General features: G+C 70.8%; 18 protein-coding genes. 6 read left to right on the top strand and 12 right to left on the bottom strand.

Annotated features, from left to right (window positions below):
• Positions 1-20 precede the first annotated feature (20 nt).
• Together ACIBX3_RS46910 and ACIBX3_RS46905 are read right to left on the bottom strand one after the other, a co-directional pair.
• Complete coding sequence (locus ACIBX3_RS46910) at positions 21-668, bottom strand: response regulator (protein ID WP_397127176.1); 648 nt, start codon at positions 666-668, stop codon at positions 21-23.
• Positions 665-1792 carry a sensor histidine kinase gene (locus tag ACIBX3_RS46905; protein ID WP_397127175.1) on the bottom strand — a complete coding sequence of 376 codons (1128 nt, stop codon included), beginning with the start codon at positions 1790-1792 and terminating at the stop codon, positions 665-667. The genes ACIBX3_RS46910 and ACIBX3_RS46905 overlap by 4 nt, the downstream gene beginning before the upstream one ends.
• Before the next feature lie 109 nt (positions 1793-1901).
• Between ACIBX3_RS46905 and ACIBX3_RS46900 the strand changes: the two genes are divergently transcribed.
• Positions 1902-2978 carry an alpha/beta hydrolase family protein gene (locus ACIBX3_RS46900; RefSeq protein ID WP_397127174.1) on the top strand — a complete coding sequence of 359 codons (1077 nt, stop codon included), beginning with the start codon at positions 1902-1904 and terminating at the stop codon, positions 2976-2978.
• On the opposite strand, the gene ACIBX3_RS46895 is transcribed toward ACIBX3_RS46900, so the two are convergent.
• Together ACIBX3_RS46895 and ACIBX3_RS46890 are read right to left on the bottom strand one after the other, a co-directional pair.
• Positions 2939-3763 (bottom strand): NmrA family NAD(P)-binding protein, encoded by an 825-nt coding sequence (locus tag ACIBX3_RS46895; protein WP_397127173.1) that lies wholly within the window; start codon positions 3761-3763, stop codon positions 2939-2941. The genes ACIBX3_RS46900 and ACIBX3_RS46895 overlap by 40 nt on opposite strands.
• Positions 3764-3825: 62 nt before the next feature.
• Positions 3826-5001: an FAD-dependent monooxygenase gene (locus tag ACIBX3_RS46890; RefSeq protein ID WP_397127172.1), complete on the bottom strand. Its 1176-nt coding sequence runs from the start codon at positions 4999-5001 to the stop codon at positions 3826-3828.
• Positions 5002-5074: 73 nt separating this feature from the next.
• Between ACIBX3_RS46890 and ACIBX3_RS46885 the strand changes: the two genes are divergently transcribed.
• Entirely contained in the window at positions 5075-5641 is a 567-nt protein-coding gene (locus ACIBX3_RS46885) for a TetR/AcrR family transcriptional regulator (RefSeq protein ID WP_397127170.1), read from the top strand.
• A gap of 49 nt (positions 5642-5690) precedes the next feature.
• Here ACIBX3_RS46885 and ACIBX3_RS46880 read toward each other — a convergent pair whose 3' ends face one another.
• Both ACIBX3_RS46880 and ACIBX3_RS46875 read right to left on the bottom strand, forming a co-directional pair.
• On the bottom strand, positions 5691-6332 hold the full coding sequence (locus ACIBX3_RS46880) for a maleylpyruvate isomerase N-terminal domain-containing protein (RefSeq protein ID WP_397127168.1): 642 nt from the start codon (positions 6330-6332) through the stop codon (positions 5691-5693).
• 170 nt (positions 6333-6502) lie between these two features.
• Positions 6503-7129, bottom strand: coding sequence for an FMN-dependent NADH-azoreductase (locus ACIBX3_RS46875; protein ID WP_397127167.1), 627 nt, complete (start codon positions 7127-7129; stop codon positions 6503-6505).
• Between the two features lie 79 nt (positions 7130-7208).
• Between ACIBX3_RS46875 and ACIBX3_RS46870 the strand changes: the two genes are divergently transcribed.
• Positions 7209-7769, top strand: a complete 561-nt coding sequence (locus ACIBX3_RS46870) for a TetR/AcrR family transcriptional regulator (RefSeq protein WP_397127166.1) — start codon at positions 7209-7211, stop codon at positions 7767-7769.
• Here ACIBX3_RS46870 and ACIBX3_RS46865 read toward each other — a convergent pair.
• Positions 7738-8478, bottom strand: a complete 741-nt coding sequence (locus ACIBX3_RS46865; RefSeq protein WP_397127165.1) for a nucleotidyltransferase domain-containing protein — start codon at positions 8476-8478, stop codon at positions 7738-7740. The genes ACIBX3_RS46870 and ACIBX3_RS46865 overlap by 32 nt on opposite strands.
• A 10-nt stretch (positions 8479-8488) precedes the next feature.
• Between ACIBX3_RS46865 and ACIBX3_RS46860 the strand changes: the two genes are divergently transcribed.
• On the top strand, positions 8489-9304 hold the full coding sequence (locus ACIBX3_RS46860) for an SDR family NAD(P)-dependent oxidoreductase (protein ID WP_397127164.1): 816 nt from the start codon (positions 8489-8491) through the stop codon (positions 9302-9304).
• Here the strand turns inward: ACIBX3_RS46860 and ACIBX3_RS46855 are convergent.
• Both ACIBX3_RS46855 and ACIBX3_RS46850 read right to left on the bottom strand, forming a co-directional pair.
• Positions 9291-10229: a ribose-phosphate diphosphokinase gene (locus ACIBX3_RS46855; RefSeq protein WP_397127163.1), complete on the bottom strand. Its 939-nt coding sequence runs from the start codon at positions 10227-10229 to the stop codon at positions 9291-9293. The two genes, ACIBX3_RS46860 and ACIBX3_RS46855, sit on opposite strands and share 14 nt — an antisense overlap.
• A gap of 33 nt (positions 10230-10262) precedes the next feature.
• On the bottom strand, positions 10263-10889 hold the full coding sequence (locus tag ACIBX3_RS46850) for an HAD family hydrolase (RefSeq protein WP_397127162.1): 627 nt from the start codon (positions 10887-10889) through the stop codon (positions 10263-10265).
• Between the two features lie 108 nt (positions 10890-10997).
• Here ACIBX3_RS46850 and ACIBX3_RS46845 point away from each other — a divergent pair, with 108 nt between their 5' ends.
• Complete coding sequence (locus ACIBX3_RS46845; protein WP_397127160.1) at positions 10998-12785, top strand: alkyl/aryl-sulfatase; 1788 nt, start codon at positions 10998-11000, stop codon at positions 12783-12785.
• A 12-nt stretch (positions 12786-12797) separates the two neighbouring features.
• On the opposite strand, the gene ACIBX3_RS46840 is transcribed toward ACIBX3_RS46845, so the two are convergent.
• From ACIBX3_RS46840 to ACIBX3_RS46830, 3 genes are all read right to left on the bottom strand, one after another.
• Positions 12798-13274, bottom strand: coding sequence for a hypothetical protein (locus tag ACIBX3_RS46840; RefSeq protein ID WP_397127159.1), 477 nt, complete (start codon positions 13272-13274; stop codon positions 12798-12800).
• A 44-nt stretch (positions 13275-13318) separates the two neighbouring features.
• On the bottom strand, positions 13319-14728 hold the full coding sequence (locus tag ACIBX3_RS46835) for a purine-cytosine permease family protein (protein WP_397127158.1): 1410 nt from the start codon (positions 14726-14728) through the stop codon (positions 13319-13321).
• Positions 14729-14856: 128 nt separating this feature from the next.
• A complete protein-coding gene (locus ACIBX3_RS46830; protein ID WP_397127157.1) occupies positions 14857-16224 on the bottom strand; it encodes a sensor histidine kinase in 1368 nt (455 codons plus the stop codon).
• 170 nt (positions 16225-16394) lie between these two features.
• Between ACIBX3_RS46830 and ACIBX3_RS46825 the strand changes: the two genes are divergently transcribed.
• Complete coding sequence (locus tag ACIBX3_RS46825; protein WP_397127156.1) at positions 16395-16601, top strand: hypothetical protein; 207 nt, start codon at positions 16395-16397, stop codon at positions 16599-16601.
• Positions 16602-16625: the final 24 nt, after the last annotated feature.

The following is a 16625-nucleotide window of genomic DNA, read 5'->3' as shown; positions in this document are numbered from 1 at the left end:
CTGACCGACCGGCATCGCGGTCAGCCCAGGTCGGCGTCGTGGACCAGGATGGCCGCCTGGACCCGGTTGGCCAGGCCCAGCTTGGCCAGCACGCGGCTGACGTGCGCCTTCACCGTGGCCTCCGTCAGGCGTAGCTCGCGGCCGATCTCGGCGTTGGACAGGCCGCGGGCGAGCGCCCTGATCACGTCCTCCTCCCGGCCGGTGAGCCCGGCCAGCTGCCTGCGGGCGGCCTCGGCGCGGGAGGGGGCGCGGTTCGCGTATGAGGCGATCAGGCGCTTGGTGACCGAAGGGGAGAGCATGGCCTGGCCGTCCGCGACCGTGCGGACGGCGGCGGCCAGCTCCCTGGGCGGGGTGTCCTTGAGCAGGAACCCGACCGCGCCCAGACGGAGCGCCTCGTGCACGTACTCGTCCAGGTCGAACGTCGTCAGCATCACCAGCTTGGGCGCGCCGGGGCGGGACAGCAGGCGCGCGGCGGCGGTCAGGCCGTCCATGCCCGGCATGCGCACGTCCATCAGCACGACCTCGGGCCGCAGCCGGTCCGCCGCCGACACCGCTTCCGCCCCGTCGCGGGCCTCGCCGACGACCACGATGTCGCCGGCCGCCTCCAGGATCAGCCGCAGCCCCGACCGCACGAGCTCCTCGTCGTCGACCACGAGCACCCTGATCATGCCGGCCGCCGGTCGCCGGTCACCGGGAGCGCCGCCCCGCTCGCCGGGATCCTCGCGCTGACCAGGAAGCCGCCGCCGTCCTGGGCGCTGGTGCGCAACGTGCCGCCGAGCAGCTCGACCCGCTCGCGCAGTCCCACGAGCCCCCAGCCCGCGCCCGGAAGCTCCTGGCGCGGCGACCGCGACGCCTGGTTGCGCACCTCCACCTCCAACTCGCCGGCGCCGTAGCGGATGCGCACGTCCGTGCGGGCGTCCCCGGCGTGCTTGTGCACGTTGGTGAGCGCCTCCTGGACAACCCGGTACGCGGTCCGCTCCACCGCCGGCTCCATGGCCCGCTCCTCACCCTCGTCGTGCCTGGTCACGGCGATGCCGAGCGCTCTGGACTGGTCGAGCAGCCGGTCGAGGTCCGCGAGCGTGGGCGGCGGCTCGGTGTCCGTCGCGGACGAGCGCAGCACGCCGAGCACGTCACGCAGGTTGGCCAGCGCCTCCCGCCCGATCCCACCGATCATGGCGGCCGTCCGCACGGTCTCCTCGTCGGCCGCCCGCACCTCCAGGGCGCCGGCGTGCAGCACGATCAAGGAGACCCGGTGCGCGACGACGTCGTGCATCTCCCTGGCGATCCTGGCCCGCTCCTGTGCCCTGGCCTGTTCGGCCCGCATGACCTGCTCGCGTTCCGCGCGCCGCTGGACCTCGACGCGGGCGCGTACCCAGAGGCCGAGCGCGAACGGCAGCCCGATCACGGCCAGCGCCATGAACACCGCGTTGCCCAAGCCCGCGGTCAGGACCTCCTGCAGGCCGTCCTGCCACTCGCCGACCAGCGCGGAGATCCCCCACACCACGAGGCAGCCGCCGAGGTAGGCGGCGATGTGGCGCCTCCCGCTCAACGAGCGGCCGGCGTAGTAAGAGGCGACCAGCAGCGGCGGCCACATCACCAGCCACGCGTACGTGACGGCGCCCACGGCGGCCAGCGGCCACCAGGACCGCCGTGCCCACCAGGCGGCCAGCCCAGCCGCCGTGGCGACGGTCACCAGCACCGGGAGGGGGAGACTCGACGGTACCCCGGCCTGCCCGTGCAGGACGGGCAGCGAGAGAGCGAACACACCCGCGCCGAGAAGAACGAACCGCATGGGCCCAGCGTATGGGTCCGACCGGAAAGGGCTTTACGACGAAAGTAGTAAGCGCTGATCGACGATCGGAGCGGACGGCCGGGAGTCGCGGGCCGCCAGCCTGGGACCCATGCTCAAGATTCTCACCACGTCATTGATCGTCCTCAGCACGCCGGCCGCGCCGGCGACCGATCTCGCCCTTCCGGAGCCGACCGGCCCGAAGCCCGTCGGCATGACCAGCCTGCACCTGATCGACTCCAGTCGCCCCGACCCCTGGAACCCCGAGGCGGACAAGCGAGAACTCATGGTCACGCTCTGGTACCCGGCTCTGAAGGCCGGCGGGAAGCGGGCGCCGTACCTGACCCCGCAGGAGTCGGCCGCGGTCCTCAAGTCCTACCCTGACGTCGCCCCGGACGCGCTCACCAAGGTCAGGACGCACGCCGGGCTCGACGCCCCCGTGCGGAAGGGCCGCCTGCCGCTCGTCGTGATGTCGCCCGGATTCAGCTTCCCGCGCGCCACCCTGACCTCGCTGGCGGAGGATTTCGCCAGCAGGGGGTACCTGGTCGCGGCTGTGGAGCACACCTACGAGTCGGTCGGCACCACGTTCCCCGACGGCCGGACCACCACCTGCCTGGCCTGCGTGAAGGGCCAGGACGGCGCAAAGGTCGCGGCGAGCCGGGTGACCGACGTGCGGTTCGTGCTGGACGAGCTGGTCAAGGGCCGTTGGGGCCGGTCGATCGACCGGTCGCGCATCGCCATGGTCGGCCACTCGATGGGCGGCAACAGCGCCGCCCACGCCATGGCGGCGGACACGCGGATCAAGGCCGGCGTCAACCTGGACGGCACGTTCCAGCCGCTCGTGGAGCGGCTGGAACGACCGTTCCTGCTCATCGGGGCCCCGAAGTCGCACGCCCCCGACGGGACCGACGATTCGTGGAAGAAGTCCTGGGCCGGGATGACCGGCTGGAAGCGCTGGATCACGGTGACGGGGAGCGATCATTCGGCCTTCGTCGACTACGCCGTGCTCAGGCGGCCGCTCGGCATCCCCTCGCAGGAGCTCGACGGCGCGCGGGCGCTGGAGATCACCCGCGCTCACCTGTCGAGCTTCCTCGACCGGCACCTGCGGGGCAGGAACACACCGGTCGAGGACTTCCCCGAGGTCACCGATCACTCGCGGAACGCGTCGGCGTTCTCCGCCGCCCACTGAGCGAAGCCGCGCGCCTCCCGGCCGGTGATCTCCTTCACGGTCGGGAGCACGGTGTAACCGATTTCGGGCGTGTTGCCGAGCGCGTCGACGAGGAACTCGACGGTCTCCTCGCCCATGCCGTCCGCGAGCCACTTGGCTCGCGCCTCGTCCACGGTCAGCTCCACGAACCGCACGTCCCTGCCGATGGCCGCGGCCAGGATCGCGACCTTCTCCTTGAGCGTGATCGCCTCCGGCCCGGTCAGCGGGAGCGTCTCCCCGTGGTGTCCCCCCTCGACCAGCACCGTCGCGGCCACGGCGGCGATGTCGCGTTCGTGCACCAGCGAGCTCAGCCGGTCGGCGAACGGCTCCCTGATGACGCCTTCCTTCTTGATCGTCTGCGCCCACCAGCGCAGCGTGTTGGACATGAACTCGCCCGGCTGGAGCAGTGTCCACTCGATGCCCGCGGCGTCCAGCGCCTGCTCCAGCTCGCCCTCGGCGCGCCCGCCGAGCACCGTGATCCTGCGCACGCCCGCCTCGGCGACCAGCTTCACCAGGCCGGCGCCGTCCGGCAGGGGCGAGTAGTCGTCGCCCGCGAAGTTGATGAGGTGCGCGGCCTCGACGCCGTCGAAGACGCCGTCCAGTGAGTCGAGCCGGGCGAGGTCGCCGGCGACGACCTCGACACCCTCGGGAAGTGCGGCCTTGGCGGGGGTCCTGGTCAGGGCGCGCACCTGCTGCCCGGCTGCGAGAAGCTCCTCGACGACGAGACGGCCGACGGTCCCGGTGGCACCGGTGACGAGGAAGGTCATGACGAACCCCTTTGCTATGCGGAACGGAATGTTCTGATCTAAGAGTATCAGAACGGAACGGTTCATTCCACATAATTCTTGAGCGAGATGGCGTTCGCGGCCCGATGGATCGGCCCGGCGATCCGCTCGACCATCCGATCCCGGCCCGGCAGGTGCGGAATCAGCTTGATCGCCTTGATCTGGAACCAGAGGGCGATCCGCGACGGGATCACCATGCCCTTGAGGTTGGCCTCCGCGAGTGCCTGGTTGGCCGCTGCGAACTCGCGCATCTCCCGCTCGTAACCGTCCGCCCCGCCGCCGGAGGCCAGCTCGCCGGCCAGCACGTACGCCCCCACGACCGCCAGACTCGTGCCCTGCCCCGAGGCCGGCGAGGCGCAGTACGCCGCGTCGCCCACGAGCACGACCCGACCCTTCGACCAGTGATCCATGTGGATCTGGCCGACCGAGTCGAAGTAGAAGTCCTCGGCGTCCCGTACGGCGTCGAGCAGCCCGGGCACCTCCCAGCCCACTCCGGCCATGGCACGCGTCAGCAGTTCCTTCTGCTCGGCCACGTTCCGGTGGTCGTAGGCCAGCGGCTGCGACGACCACATGAACAGCGCCTTGGCGCCCATGTCCTGGCGAGTGCTGTAGACGTTCGCGGTCCTGCCTGGGGCGGCGTGGACGGCCTCCTCGCGGTCCAGGCCCAGGGTGTTGGGCACCGTGCAGATCGAGATGTAGTGGCCGAGGTGGCGGGCGAAGCGCGACTCCTCCCCGAAGACCAGCCCGCGGGTGTTGGAGTGGGCGCCGTCGGCTCCGATGACCAGGTCGAACGTCCGTGACGGCGAGCGCTCGAACGTCACCGTGCCGTCCTCGGCGATGCCGGTGATCGAGTCGTCGAAGATGTACTCGACCTCGTCGCGGGTCAGGTCGTACAGCAGCTCGTTGAGGTCGCCGCGCATGATTTCGACGTCGTCGCCCGTGCGCCCGCCGAAGAGGGCGGCGTCCATGGTCGCGACCGGTTTGCCGGCGGTGTCGTAGTGGGTGGCGACCCGCATGTCCGTGCTCCTGGCGCGGACGGCGTCCATGAGCCCCATGCGATCGATCACCTGGAGCGCCGCGCCGCGGATGTCCACCTTGTAACCGCCCTCGCGGATGGCGGGGGCCCGCTCCACCACGGTGACGGTGAAGCCGTGCTCGCGCAGCCAGTAGGCCGTCGACGTGCCGGCGATGCTGGCGCCGGAGATCAGGATGTTCGTCATGCCGATGACGGTACATACGTCTCAGACACTTGTCTAGTACAGAATTCTCAGACAGTTGTGCTATTCTCTGGGCATGGGAAACAGAGAAGATCTGCTGGCGGGGGCGAAGCGGTGCCTGATCGAAAAGGGCTATTCACGCACCACGGCGCGGGACATCGCCAACGCGTCCGGCGTGAGCCTGGCGGGCATCGGCTACCACTTCAAGTCGAAGGAAGCGCTGATGAACGAGGCGCTGTTCGAGGCGATGCGGGAGTGGGGGGACGAACTGGCCGCGACCCTGGCGGGTGACGTCGAGCCGGACATGACGCCGCTGGAGCGGTTCGCGGCGGCCTGGGATCGGGTGGCGGAGTCGTTCGCGAGGTTGCGGCCGCTGTGGGTCACGCAGTTCGAGCTGCTCGGGCAGATCGACCATGTGCCGGATGTGCGTGAGCAACTCGTGCGGGGGATCGAGGAGGGGCGGCTGGGGCTCGCCGCGTTGTTCGAGGGCATCGAGCCGGGAGAAGATCCCGAGCGGGAGCGGTTGGCCGGGACGCTCTACCAGGCTCTGTTGACCGGATTCCTGTCCCAGTGGCTGCTCGACCCGGACAGCGCGCTGTCGGGCCGCGAGGTGGTGGAGGCCCTCCGGATGGTCGCCTCCTGACGACGTCGAGCAGGCCCGGCCGCATGATCGGCGACCGGGCGGATCTGTCCTAGAAGGCGCTTATGGTGGCCGGGGCCCGCTCGGCCCGGCTCAGCGTGCGGATGACCGCCGTCGCCCCGTGCCGGTGCACGGCCAGCCGCGCCAGCAGTTCGACCACGGGCTCGATGACCGACTCCGGCAGGGCGGGCGTCTCGACGCCCACGCTGGCGGCCAGGTCGTCGGAGTGCACGACCAGCTCCACCAGCCGGGTGAGCAGGAAGTCGTCCAGCATGAGCGGCCAGTCGGCCCACGGCAGGTGCACGACCCGGTCGGCGGGCTCGGCGGGCAGCGTGGTGGTCAGCAGGTCGAGCAGCACCTGCGTACGCTCCACCAGCGTGGCCGGCCCGTCGGCGGCGGCCGCCTCCCCGCCCCGCCGGACGAACACGTTGCTCTCGTGCTCGAGGCCTGCCTGCACCCACGGCGACCTCGAAAAGTGCTCCAGGAGGTCGATCGGCTCCTGGACGGCTCCGTTGTCGGCCGCCAGCGCGTCGCGGACCCTGACGATCTGGTGGGCCAGGTGCCCGGCCAGCCCGCCGACGCTGAACTCCGTGAGCGCGCTCGGCTTGTCCCATGCCGCGGCCACGGCCGGGTCGCGCAGGAGCGACACCGCCGACGCCGCAGCCACCAGATAGGACTGCCTGCTCTCCCCCATTTGTCGCCCTTCCGCTGGTTCAGGTGGTAACTCGCGCCAACAGTATCCCGCCGACAATGAGAGCGAGTGCGGCCATTCTGCCCACTGAGACGGGGTCGTCGTTGAGCACGATGCCCAGGGTGATCGCGCCGGCCGCGCCGATGCCGGTGAAGACCGCAGGACCAGCCGGCTCATCGGGCCGCCTCCTTCAGCGCGGCCGCCAGGGACTCCTCGTGCCGGTCGCGCAGATGCGCCAGCGCCGGGTCGAGGCGGGCGTTGACCAGCTCCGCGTGGATGAACGTCACGTCCTCGACGCGGAGGTGGCCCTTGAAGAAGTCGCGCAGGTAACGCTCCTGGTGGTCGTACGGCTCGCGGGGCGTGCCCGGGCCGTACGCGCCGCCGCGCGCGCTGGTCACCACGAACGAGCGGCCCTCCAGCGACATCTTGGGGAACGTGATCTGGTCGAGCCAGGCCTTGAGCGACGACGGGATCGAGTAGTTGTACATCGGCGTGCCGATCAGGACCACCTCGGCGGCCACCACCTCGTCCAGCAGCGGCTCCACGATGGCCCACGCCTGGCGCTGGGCGGGGGAGCGGACCGCCTCCCGATACCGCGAAATATCGGTTATCTCGTGCTCGAGGATGTGGTCGCACAACTCCGTCCAGGCCTCGCCGATGTGCGGCACGGGGTTCGCGGCCAGGTCACGGTAGACGTACCCGGCGCGTGGACGGGCCGCCCGCCACGTTTCGGCGTACACGTTCGACAACCTCCGCGAGAACGACGCCCGCCGGGCACTGGCGTCCAGGTGCAGCAGCATGATCTCTCCTCAACGCGATATGTGGACATGCTGTCCACTTAACTATAACCGGACGATATGTCCACATACAATGAAGCGCATGGAGAGAGCCGACGCCGCCCGCAACCGCGCCAGGATCCTGGAGGCGGCCGCCCTGCTCTTCGCCGAGAAGGCGCCGCAGGACGTGACGATGGACGACATCGCGAAGAAGGCCGGGGTGGGCCGGGGCACGCTCTACCGTCGTTACCCGGACCGGGCCTCGATCGCCGTCGCGCTGCTCGACGAGCACGAGCGGGAGCTGCAGGAGAAGCTGCTGCGCGGCCGGCCGCCGCTGGGTCCGGGCGCGCCGCCCGCCGAGAGGCTGGCCGCCTTCTACGCGGCCATGGTGCGCCTGCTGGAAGATCACCGGCACCTGGTGCTCGGCTCGGAGGTGGGCCGCTCGCGCTTCGAGACCGGCGCGTACGGCTTCTGGCGCGCCCATGTGCGCGCGCTGCTGGTCGCGGCCGGCACGCCCGGCCCGGACGCGCTCGTCGACGTCCTGCTCGCCCCGTTGGCCCCCGAGGTGTACGGCTACCAGCGCTCGGTGCTCGGCCTGACCCCCGGCCAGATCGCCGAGGCGCTGGCCAGGCTCACGGCGACGCTGGCCCCAGCGTCCTCGTGATCGTGTTCCTGATGAACGCGCGGGCCAGCTTGGCCCTCCTGAACCGGCTCAGCACCGGCGCCGGCGTGCCGTACCTGCGGGCCCGCACGTCGGCCACCACGTTCGGGGGCGCGCCGAGCTCGTGCAGCACGTCGAGGGCCTCCCGCTTGCTGATCAACCGCCCGTCCCGCAACGTGACCGTGGCCCTGGCGACCGTCACCGTGCCCAGGTCCACCCAGATGTCGCGCAACCACCGCCGCCGCCCCCGCGTCATGACGAGCCAGAAGTCGCGAAGGTCCGCGCGTACGAACTCGGCCAGCTCCTCGTCCGACACCGGCGGCAGCAGCCCGGCGGGCGGCGGCCCGTACAACTCCAGGGCCCTGGTGTGCAGCTCGCGCCGGGTGACGGCGGTGACGGGGCGGCGGAAGATGCGCTCGTGCGCCCACGTCACGTGCTCCGCGGAGAGGTCCGCCAGCTCTTGCCGGGCCATGTACGAGCAGTGCAGCTTGTCCGCCAGCGGCAGGTCGATGCCCCGGTGCATCCTCTTGATCCGCCGCCACTGCTCCATCGTCACCGGCTCATCGAGGATGGCGATGAGGTCCAGGTCGCTGCGGCCAGGCTGGTAGTCGTCCGTCGCCAGCGATCCGTGGGCCCATAACGCCACGAGGGGGACGGTCGGCTGCGCTGCCTCCAGAAAATGCCTTAGCAGGCGGTCCGTCGCTGCGTGCATGATGGCCACTATGATCGATACACGGCTGGCTGGAAAGGTTGCGTTGATCACTGGCGCCAATCAGGGCATCGGCGCCGCGACCGCGATCGCGCTGGCGGCCGAGGGGGTCTCGGTCTTTCTCACCTGCAAACGGCTCGCCCCGCTCAACCATCCGGCCTACCCGGAAACCTACGATCGTGTGCGCGCGGCCGGGACCGATGACGTGGTGCGCCGCATTCGCCAGGCCGGCGGCGCGGCCGGGTCCGCCGAGGCCGACCTGGCCGACCCCGCGGCCCCGAAGGCCCTGTTCGACCAGGCGGAGAAGGCGTTCGGCCCGGTCGAGATCCTGGTCAACAACGCCAGCGGCTGGCTCAGCGACACGTTCGCGCCGAGCGAGCACGACAGTTTCGGCCGGCCGCTCCGGCCGGTGGACGCCGAGACGCACGACCGTCAGTTCGCGGTTGACGTGCGCGCGCCGGCGCTGCTGATCGCCGAGTTCGCCAGGCGGCACGTGGAGCGCGGCGCAAGCTGGGGCCGCATCATCGGCCTGACCTCCGGCGGCCCGCAGGGCTTCCCGACCGAGGTCTCGTACGGCGCGGCGAAAGCGGCCCAGGAGAACTACACGATGTCGGCCGCGCACGAGCTGGGCCCCTACGGCGTCACGGCCAACATGGTCCACCCGCCCATGACGGACACCGGCTGGATCAACGAGGAAGTGGAGAAGGCGGCCCGCGGCTACGGGCCGCTGCGGTCCGTCGGGCAGCCGGAGGACGTGGCCGAAGTGATCACTTTCCTGGCCTCCCACCAGGGACGACGCGTGACGGCGCAGGTCGTCAAGATGTACTGAACAGGGCGCTCACCGACTCGCCGTCGTGGATGCGGCGCATGGCCTCGGCCAGGGCGGGCGCGATCGACAGCACGGTCAGCTTGTCCCCGGCCTTGGGCGGCGGCACGGTGTTCGTGCACACGATCTCCTCGACCTCCGGAAGCGCGCTCAGCCGCTCCACCGCACCGCTGGAGAACAGCCCGTGCGTGCAGGCCACGCGCACTGAGCGCACGCGGAGCTCGCGCAGCCGGTCGAGCAGCTCGATGACCGTGCTGCCCTTGGCGATCTCGTCGTCCAGGATGATCACGTCCTTGCCGGTCACCTCGCCGATGACCGAGCTGATCACCACGCGGTCGTCGCTGAAGCGCTGCTTGGCGCCCATCGCGACGCCGGTGCCGAGCAGGCGGGCGAAGTGGGCGGCCTCCTTGGCGTTGCCGAGGTCGGGGGAGACGACGACCGTGTTCGACAGGTCGTACTGGCGGAAATACGCCGCCAGCTCCCGCAGCGCGTGCAGGTGGTCGACCGGCACGCTGAAGAAGCCGTGCACCTGCGGCGAGTGCAGCGTCATCGCCAGCACCCGGTTGGCGCCCGCGGCCACCATCAGGTCGGCGACCAGCCGCGCGCCGATGGAGATGCGCGGGGCGTCCTTCTTGTCGCTGCGGGCGTAGGCGTAATGGGGGAGGACCACCGTAGTCCTGGCGGCCGAGGCGCCGCGGGCCGCGTCGAGCATGAGCAGCAGCTCGACCAGGTGCTCCTGCACGGGCGGTACCAGGGGCTGGATGAGGAAGACGTCACGCTCGCGGCAGTTGGCCTGCAGCTGCACCTCGAGCGCGTCGTTCGCGAACCGGCTGATCTGGACCGGGTGCAGGGGCGTGCCCAGGTGGGCACAGATCTCCTTGGCCAGCTCGGGGTGGGCGGAGCCGCTGAAAACCGTGATGTCTCGCACGATTCCCAGAGCATAGCCACCGGGTGCGTCAGGTCACGAGAGCAGGTCGGGCGTGAGCGCGTCGAGATTCGGCAGCACCCGCCAGGCCAGCGCCAGCGCGTCCGGCGCGGGCGGGTAGCGGGGGTGGGGTATGGCGATCACCCGCATGCCGGCCGCGTGCGCGGACCGCAGCCCGTTGCTCGAATCCTCGACCGCCACGCAGCCGCGCGGATCCAGCTCCATGCGCCGCGCCGCCTCCAGATACCCGTCGGGGGCCGGTTTGCCACGCTCGACCTCCTCGGTCGACACCGTGGCCGCGAAGCACTCCTTCAGCTCGGCCGCATCCAGCACCACGTCGATCAGCCGCCGCGGCGACGAGCTGGCCAGCCCGAGCGTGAGGTGCCCGGACAGGCGCCGCACGGCCTCCACCGCACCCGGCATGAGCGGCACGTCGTCGCGGTAGCGCGCCGCCATCTGGTCCACCACGCCGCGGGCGATCTGGCCGGGTGCCGGCCGCACCCCCAGCTCGTGCAGGTAGGCGGCCCACTCGGCGGTGCTCATGCCCATGAGCCTGGACTGGGTGTCCGGCTGCCACGTGCCGCCGTGGCCGGCGACGAACGCCCGCCGCACCTCCTCCCACACCGGCTCGGAGTCCACCAGAACGCCATCGAGGTCGAACACGCACGCTTCCACGCCCAACATCATTGCATGTCCTTATTGCCCGAGATTCATCCTCTTGGGGGCGTTTGTTGGGCTATCTGGGGCCGATTCCCGGGCATGCGGCTAGGCATGGCAGATCTTCCCTTTCACGACAGGGGCGACTTCGCGAACGCGGACCGCGGGTTCATCGCCAAGCTCAGCCCCGGTGTGATCAAGACGGCGGACGGCAGGGTCATCTGGGACAACGACTCCTATGACTTCCTCCAGGGGGAGTGCCCCGAGACGGCCCATCCCAGCCTGTGGCGACAGTCCCAGCTGTGCGCCAGGCAAGGTCTGTACGAGGTCGCCGACGGTGTCTACCAGGTACGCGGCCTGGACCTGTCCAACATGACGCTGGTCGAGGGCGACGCCGGCGTGATCGTGATCGACCCCCTGATCTCCACCGAGTGCGCCGCCGCCGCGCTGAAGCTCTACCACGCCCACCGCGGCCGGCGCCCCGTCACCGGCGTGATCTACACGAACTCCCACGCCGACCACTTCGGGGGCGTACGCGGCGTCACCCGCGGCGGCGTGCCCGTCCTGGCGCCCGCCGGGTTCATGGAGCACGTCGTGTCGGAGAGCGTGTACGCGGGCCCGGCGACGACTCGCCGTGCCGTCTACATGTACAGCCCCGGCCTGCCCCGCTCGCCCGAGGGCCAGATCGGCTGCGGCCTCGGCATGACGGTCTCGACGGGCACCCTGTCGCTCATCCCGCCCACGGTCGATGTCACCGGCACCGGCCAGGAGGAGACGGTCGACGGCGTACACATGGTGTTCCTGCCCGGCACGGGCGCCGAGATGACCTTCCTCCTGCCCGAACGCCGCGCGCTGTGCCTGGCCGAGAGCGCCACCCACGGTCAGCACACCGTCCTGCCCCTGCGCGGCGCCATGGTCGGCGACGCCCGGGCCTGGGCGCGCAGCCTCGACGAGGTCGTCTCCCGGTTCGGGGACCGGGCCGACGTCGCCTTCGCCTCGCACCACTGGCCCATCTGGGGCAGTGACGACATCGCCCGCCTCCTCACGCAGCAGCGCGACATGTACGCCTACCTGCACGACCAGACCCTCCGCCTGCTCAACAAGGGCCTGACGGCCACCGAGATCGCCGAGGCCGTACGACTGCCACCCGAACTGGAGCGGTCCTGGCACGCGCGCGGCTACCACGGCTCGACCAGCCACAACGTGAAGGCCATCTACCAGCGGTACCTCGGCTGGTTCGACGGCAACCCGGCGCGCCTGTGGGAGCACCCGCCGCGGGAGAGCGCGATCCGGTACGTCGAGTGCCTGGGCGGCGGCGCGGCCGTCGTCGCCTTCGCCCGGCGCTACGTGGCCGAGAACGACCTGCGTTTCGCCGCCCAGCTGCTCAACCACGCCGTCTTCGCCGACGAGGGCAACAAGGAGGCCCGCGACCTGCTCGCCGAGGTCTACACGAGGCTCGGTCACGGCGCCGAGAACGCCACGTGGCGCAACTTCTACCTCACGGGCGCGCTGGAGCTGGCCGACGGCATCGTGCCCGCCGCCGCGGACACCGCCGTGCCGGACCTGATCGCCGCGCTGACCGTGGAGCAGATCTTCGACTCGCTCGCCGTGCGTGTCGACGGGCCGCGGGCGTGGCACGAGCGACTCGCCATCGACTGGCACCTCACCGACCTGGGGGAGCGGCACCGTACGACGTTGTCCAACGGGGCGCTCATCCACCGGGCCGACCCGCCCGGCGAGACCGCGGACCTGACGCTGCGGCTGACGAAGGCGCAGCTCCTCGGCCTGCTGTCGGGCCGGGGGGTGGAAGGGGTGGAGCGGGAGGGGGACGCGACGGTGCTGCGGCGGCTGGTGGCGGTGCTGGACCGGCCGGTGCCCGACTTCGCGATCGTGACGGCCTGATCCGGGGAAGGGCTATCGGGGGCGCCGGTCGGCCTCGGCGCGCAGAGCCCGGCAGGCCAGGGCCAGCAGCGTGACCATCACGGCCGCGACGCCCGGCCCCAGCACCAGCGGCACCGTCAACCCGCCCGCGTGCCAGGCCGCCGCCAGGATCGCCACCGACGTCAGCGCGCCCACCCCGAACATCGCCGCCCACAACGGCAGCACCCGCGGGTACGCGAACAGCAGCGGGAACGCCAGCCACACGAACGGCGGCGCCACCACGGCCAGCACCAACCAGCCCGCCGTCACCAGCGCCAGCCACACCCGCCCCGGCATCGGCCCGCGCTCGACAACCGGGCCGACGGCGTACACCAGCCCGAGCAGCACACCGCCGGCGGCCTCGGCCGTCCGGCCCTCGCGCAGCACCGCGACCACGGCGATCAGCAGCAGCCCGCAGGCCGTGACGTGCACCGCCCAGCCCAGCAGTCGCAACGGAAGGTCACTTATCACTTACCAACAGTAACCGCAGGGACGGCAACGCGACGAACCGGACGTCAGACGACGCGGCGCGGCCGGACGAACAATGTGATCAGGTAGTAGAGCAGCCCCGCCAGCACGAGCGCGATGACCACCCCGATGTTCGCCGCCCCGAACGTGCTCCCCTTCAGCTCCTCGCTCATCAGGAACCCGACGACGGTGGCGATGTTCTGGTCGGTGGACGTGATCAGCCCCAGCCCGGCCACCGAGGCCACGGCCAGCGACACCACACCCGGCCAGTTGACGCCGGGCGCCCCGGCCCGCAGCAGCCGCTCGTCGTAGGCCCGGCCGCCCGCACGCAGCCGCCACATGTCCACGAGGAAGATCGCCGCCCAGGCCGCCATCACCACGCCGATGATCGCCAGGAACGCCTGGAAGGTGCCGAGGAAGCTGCTGGAGACGAACAGCAGGTAATACCCGCCGAGCACCATGAGCAGCCCGTCGATCAGCACCGCGTAGTGCCGCCTGATCGGCACGCCGAGCGCCAGCATCGACAGCCCTGACGAGTAAATGTCCATGATGGCCCCGGCCAGGAAACCGCCGATGGCGGTCAGCAGATACGGCAGCAGGAACCACGTCGGCAACGCGCCCGCCAGCGCCCCCACCGGATCGCCACCCGCCGCCTCGGCCAGCTTCGGGTCGCCGCCCGCCAGCAGCACGCCGAACACGAGCAGCACCATCGGCGGCAGCGCGCCGCCGAGCATCGTCCACAGCGCCACCGAACGCGGCCTGGAATCCGACGGCAGGTAGCGCGAGTAGTCCGCGCCGCAGTTGACCCACCCCAGGCCCAGCAGCGTCATCGCGAAGATGATCCCGCCCAGCCAGCCGCCGGGCCCCGCCGTGGTCTCCAGCGACGAGCCGAGCCTCGGCGCCATGAGGATCATGTAGACCACGGTCAGCACGACGAACGCGTACGTCAGGTACCGCTGCACCACCATGATCATGGCGTGGCCGTACACGCCGACCGCGATCACCACCACGGCCGCGACCGCGAAGCAGACCCCGGTGGCCGTCGTGGCCGGGATGCCGGGCGCGAGCCGCGCGAGGATCGCCGCGCCGCTCTGCGCGGCCAGCGTGACCAGAACGATCTCCCAGCCGACGTTCGAAATGTAGGAAAACGCCGCGGGCAGCTTGTTGCCCTGGTACCCGAACGGCGCCCGTCCCAGCGTCATCGTCGGCACGCCCGACCGGGTGCCGCCGATCGCGACCAGGCCGACCAGCAGGAACGACAGCACGTAGCCGATGGCGCCGGTGATGACGGCGGGCACGACGCCGAGGCCGAGGCCCACGATGTACACGCCGAACGCGACCCCGAACAGGGAGAGGTTGGAGCCGGCCCACGGCCAGAAAAGGTCTCCCGGCCGGCCGCGCCGCTCCGCCTCGGGAACCGCGTTGATGCCGTTCTGCTCGACGGTCATCGTCTCCATGATCGGACGGTACCTGCCTTATCCGGAGAAGCCCATCCCTGCGGAGTCACAAAAGATCCACCCCGTGGTGGCGGGCCATGAGGACCACGTGGCACAGTACGTCGGCCGTCAGGTCCACTCCGCGAAGTCTAGGACCCGCCCTCGTACAGCGGGAGGACGGCCACGAAGCGGGCGCCGGGCCAGTGGTCGGCGACGGTCAGGGTGCCGTTGTGGGCCGTGGCGATCTCTCGGGACAGGGGGAGGCCGAGGCCGCTGCCGCCCTTGTCCTTGGCCCGGGCGTTCTCCAGGCGGGTGAAACGCTCGAAGACGCGCTCCCGGTCCTGCGGCGGGATGCCGTCGCCGTCGTCGGTCACCGTCACGACCACCTTGTCGCCCTCCACCACGACGGAGAGGTCGATCCTGCTGGCGGCGTGCCTGGTGGCGTTGTCCAGGAGGTTCGTCAGGAGGCGGTCGAGCTGCATGGGCGAGCCGTGGACGGGAGCCGGCTCGCACGGGTCGAGGACGATGGGGACTCGGGCGCCCTCGCGGCGGCGTACCTGGTCTTCGGCCATGCGGCACAGGTCCACCACGCGGCGCTGCGTGACCGCGCCGGCGTCCAGCCTGGCCAGCATCAGCAGCTCGTCGATGATGCCGGTGAGGCGCTCGGCGGCGGCCAGGGCGCGGGCGCCGGTGGCCGGCCAGTCCGTCTCGTCTGGGTACGCGTTGGCGACCTCCAGCTGGGCGCGCATCGCCGAGATGGGGCTGCGGAGCTCGTGCGAGGCGTCGCCGATGAAGCGGCGCTGGGTTTCGGCGGAGCGTTCGAGGCGGTCGAGGGTGTGGTTCGTGGTGATGGCCAGATTGGCGATCTCGTCGCCGCTGTCAGGTACGGGCACGCGCCTGCTGAGGTCCTGGCCGGTGATCTCGGCCAGCTCGGTGCGGATGCGCTCGACGGGGCGGAGGGCGAACCCGACCACCGCCCACGTCGTGCCCCCGACGATCAGCAGGACCAGCGGGGTGCCCAGGAACACCAGGATGTAGAGCCAGACCAGGGAGCGGTGCACCTCTTCGAGCGAGGCGGCGCCGTACACGGTGACGGGCCCGTCGGGCGTGTGCGCGAGGACGGACACGACGAGGTGCCGTTCCTCGTCGGTGCCCCTGATGCCGGGCAGGGTGCGCTCGGTGGTGTACATCTTGTCGGGTTTGTTCGGCTGGATCTTGGCGATGCGAGGACCGCCGAGCAGGTCGGGGGTGGCCGCAAGCACCTCGCCGTCCTGAGAGACCACCTGCAGGAGGTGTACGTGCGACGCCGTCTCCAGCTCCGCCGGGAGCTGACCGGTGGCGGCCTGGCTCGCGACCCTGCGTACGGCCAGCTCCACCCTGGTCTGCACCAGTCCACGCAGGTTGCTCGGCACGGTCGCGAGGGTGATGGTGGACGTGGCGGTGAAGACCAGCGCGGCGACCAAAGTCGCGATCATGGTCAGGCGCGCCCGGATCGAGCGCGGAAAGAACGTTTTCACCAGCCCATCCCCCGAATCACTGTCTGTGACAAATACCCAGGGATGGCGTTCGCAATATCACAGCCGTTGAACTGGTCCTATGGAGATCGAGATTCGGTAAGCGGGGCACCAAGAGGGGTGTTTCGCCACGCTCCGTATATCTGTTGGTTTCATGATCGAGGTGTTGGCGAGTGACGCGGGGGTGGGCGAACTTGGTGTGGGTGCGGGGAGTCGAGGTGCTCGTCGATGCCGATCCGCTCGGTGGCTCCGGGCTCACCGTACGCGTGCCCGGTGAGCCCGAGCCCGGAGCGGGGTCGGCCGCGGCTTCCCGACGTTCTGACCCCCTCGTCGAGTACGACGAGGACGAACTGGTCGATCCGGGCGGGTGCGAGTTCTGAGCGGAAGCGCGGCGCGCTTCCGCT

It is taken from the genome of Nonomuraea sp. NPDC049480, from assembly GCF_044465905.1.
In the GTDB taxonomy this organism is placed as follows: domain Bacteria; phylum Actinomycetota; class Actinomycetes; order Streptosporangiales; family Streptosporangiaceae; genus Nonomuraea.
The sequence above is the reverse complement of the archived record's forward strand: the minus strand, read 5'-3'. Positions and strand labels throughout refer to the sequence as shown.

What these genes read in the sequence shown, in the direction of transcription:
- ACIBX3_RS46835 (WP_397127158.1), bottom strand. Translation starts at nt 14,728, where the DNA reads ATGGAGACGATGACCGTCGAGCAGAACGGCATCAACGCGGTTCCCGAG.
- ACIBX3_RS46870 (WP_397127166.1), top strand. Translation starts at nt 7,209, where the DNA reads ATGGAGAGAGCCGACGCCGCCCGCAACCGCGCCAGGATCCTGGAGGCG.
- ACIBX3_RS46880 (WP_397127168.1), bottom strand. Translation starts at nt 6,332, where the DNA reads ATGGGGGAGAGCAGGCAGTCCTATCTGGTGGCTGCGGCGTCGGCGGTG.
- ACIBX3_RS46910 (WP_397127176.1), bottom strand. Translation starts at nt 668, where the DNA reads ATGATCAGGGTGCTCGTGGTCGACGACGAGGAGCTCGTGCGGTCGGGG.
- ACIBX3_RS46895 (WP_397127173.1), bottom strand. Translation starts at nt 3,763, where the DNA reads ATGACCTTCCTCGTCACCGGTGCCACCGGGACCGTCGGCCGTCTCGTC.
- ACIBX3_RS46860 (WP_397127164.1), top strand. Translation starts at nt 8,489, where the DNA reads ATGATCGATACACGGCTGGCTGGAAAGGTTGCGTTGATCACTGGCGCC.
- ACIBX3_RS46845 (WP_397127160.1), top strand. Translation starts at nt 10,998, where the DNA reads ATGGCAGATCTTCCCTTTCACGACAGGGGCGACTTCGCGAACGCGGAC.
- ACIBX3_RS46865 (WP_397127165.1), bottom strand. Translation starts at nt 8,478, where the DNA reads ATGCACGCAGCGACGGACCGCCTGCTAAGGCATTTTCTGGAGGCAGCG.
- ACIBX3_RS46890 (WP_397127172.1), bottom strand. Translation starts at nt 5,001, where the DNA reads ATGACGAACATCCTGATCTCCGGCGCCAGCATCGCCGGCACGTCGACG.
- ACIBX3_RS46905 (WP_397127175.1), bottom strand. Translation starts at nt 1,792, where the DNA reads ATGCGGTTCGTTCTTCTCGGCGCGGGTGTGTTCGCTCTCTCGCTGCCC.
- ACIBX3_RS46875 (WP_397127167.1), bottom strand. Translation starts at nt 7,129, where the DNA reads ATGCTGCTGCACCTGGACGCCAGTGCCCGGCGGGCGTCGTTCTCGCGG.
- ACIBX3_RS46900 (WP_397127174.1), top strand. Translation starts at nt 1,902, where the DNA reads ATGCTCAAGATTCTCACCACGTCATTGATCGTCCTCAGCACGCCGGCC.
- ACIBX3_RS46885 (WP_397127170.1), top strand. Translation starts at nt 5,075, where the DNA reads ATGGGAAACAGAGAAGATCTGCTGGCGGGGGCGAAGCGGTGCCTGATC.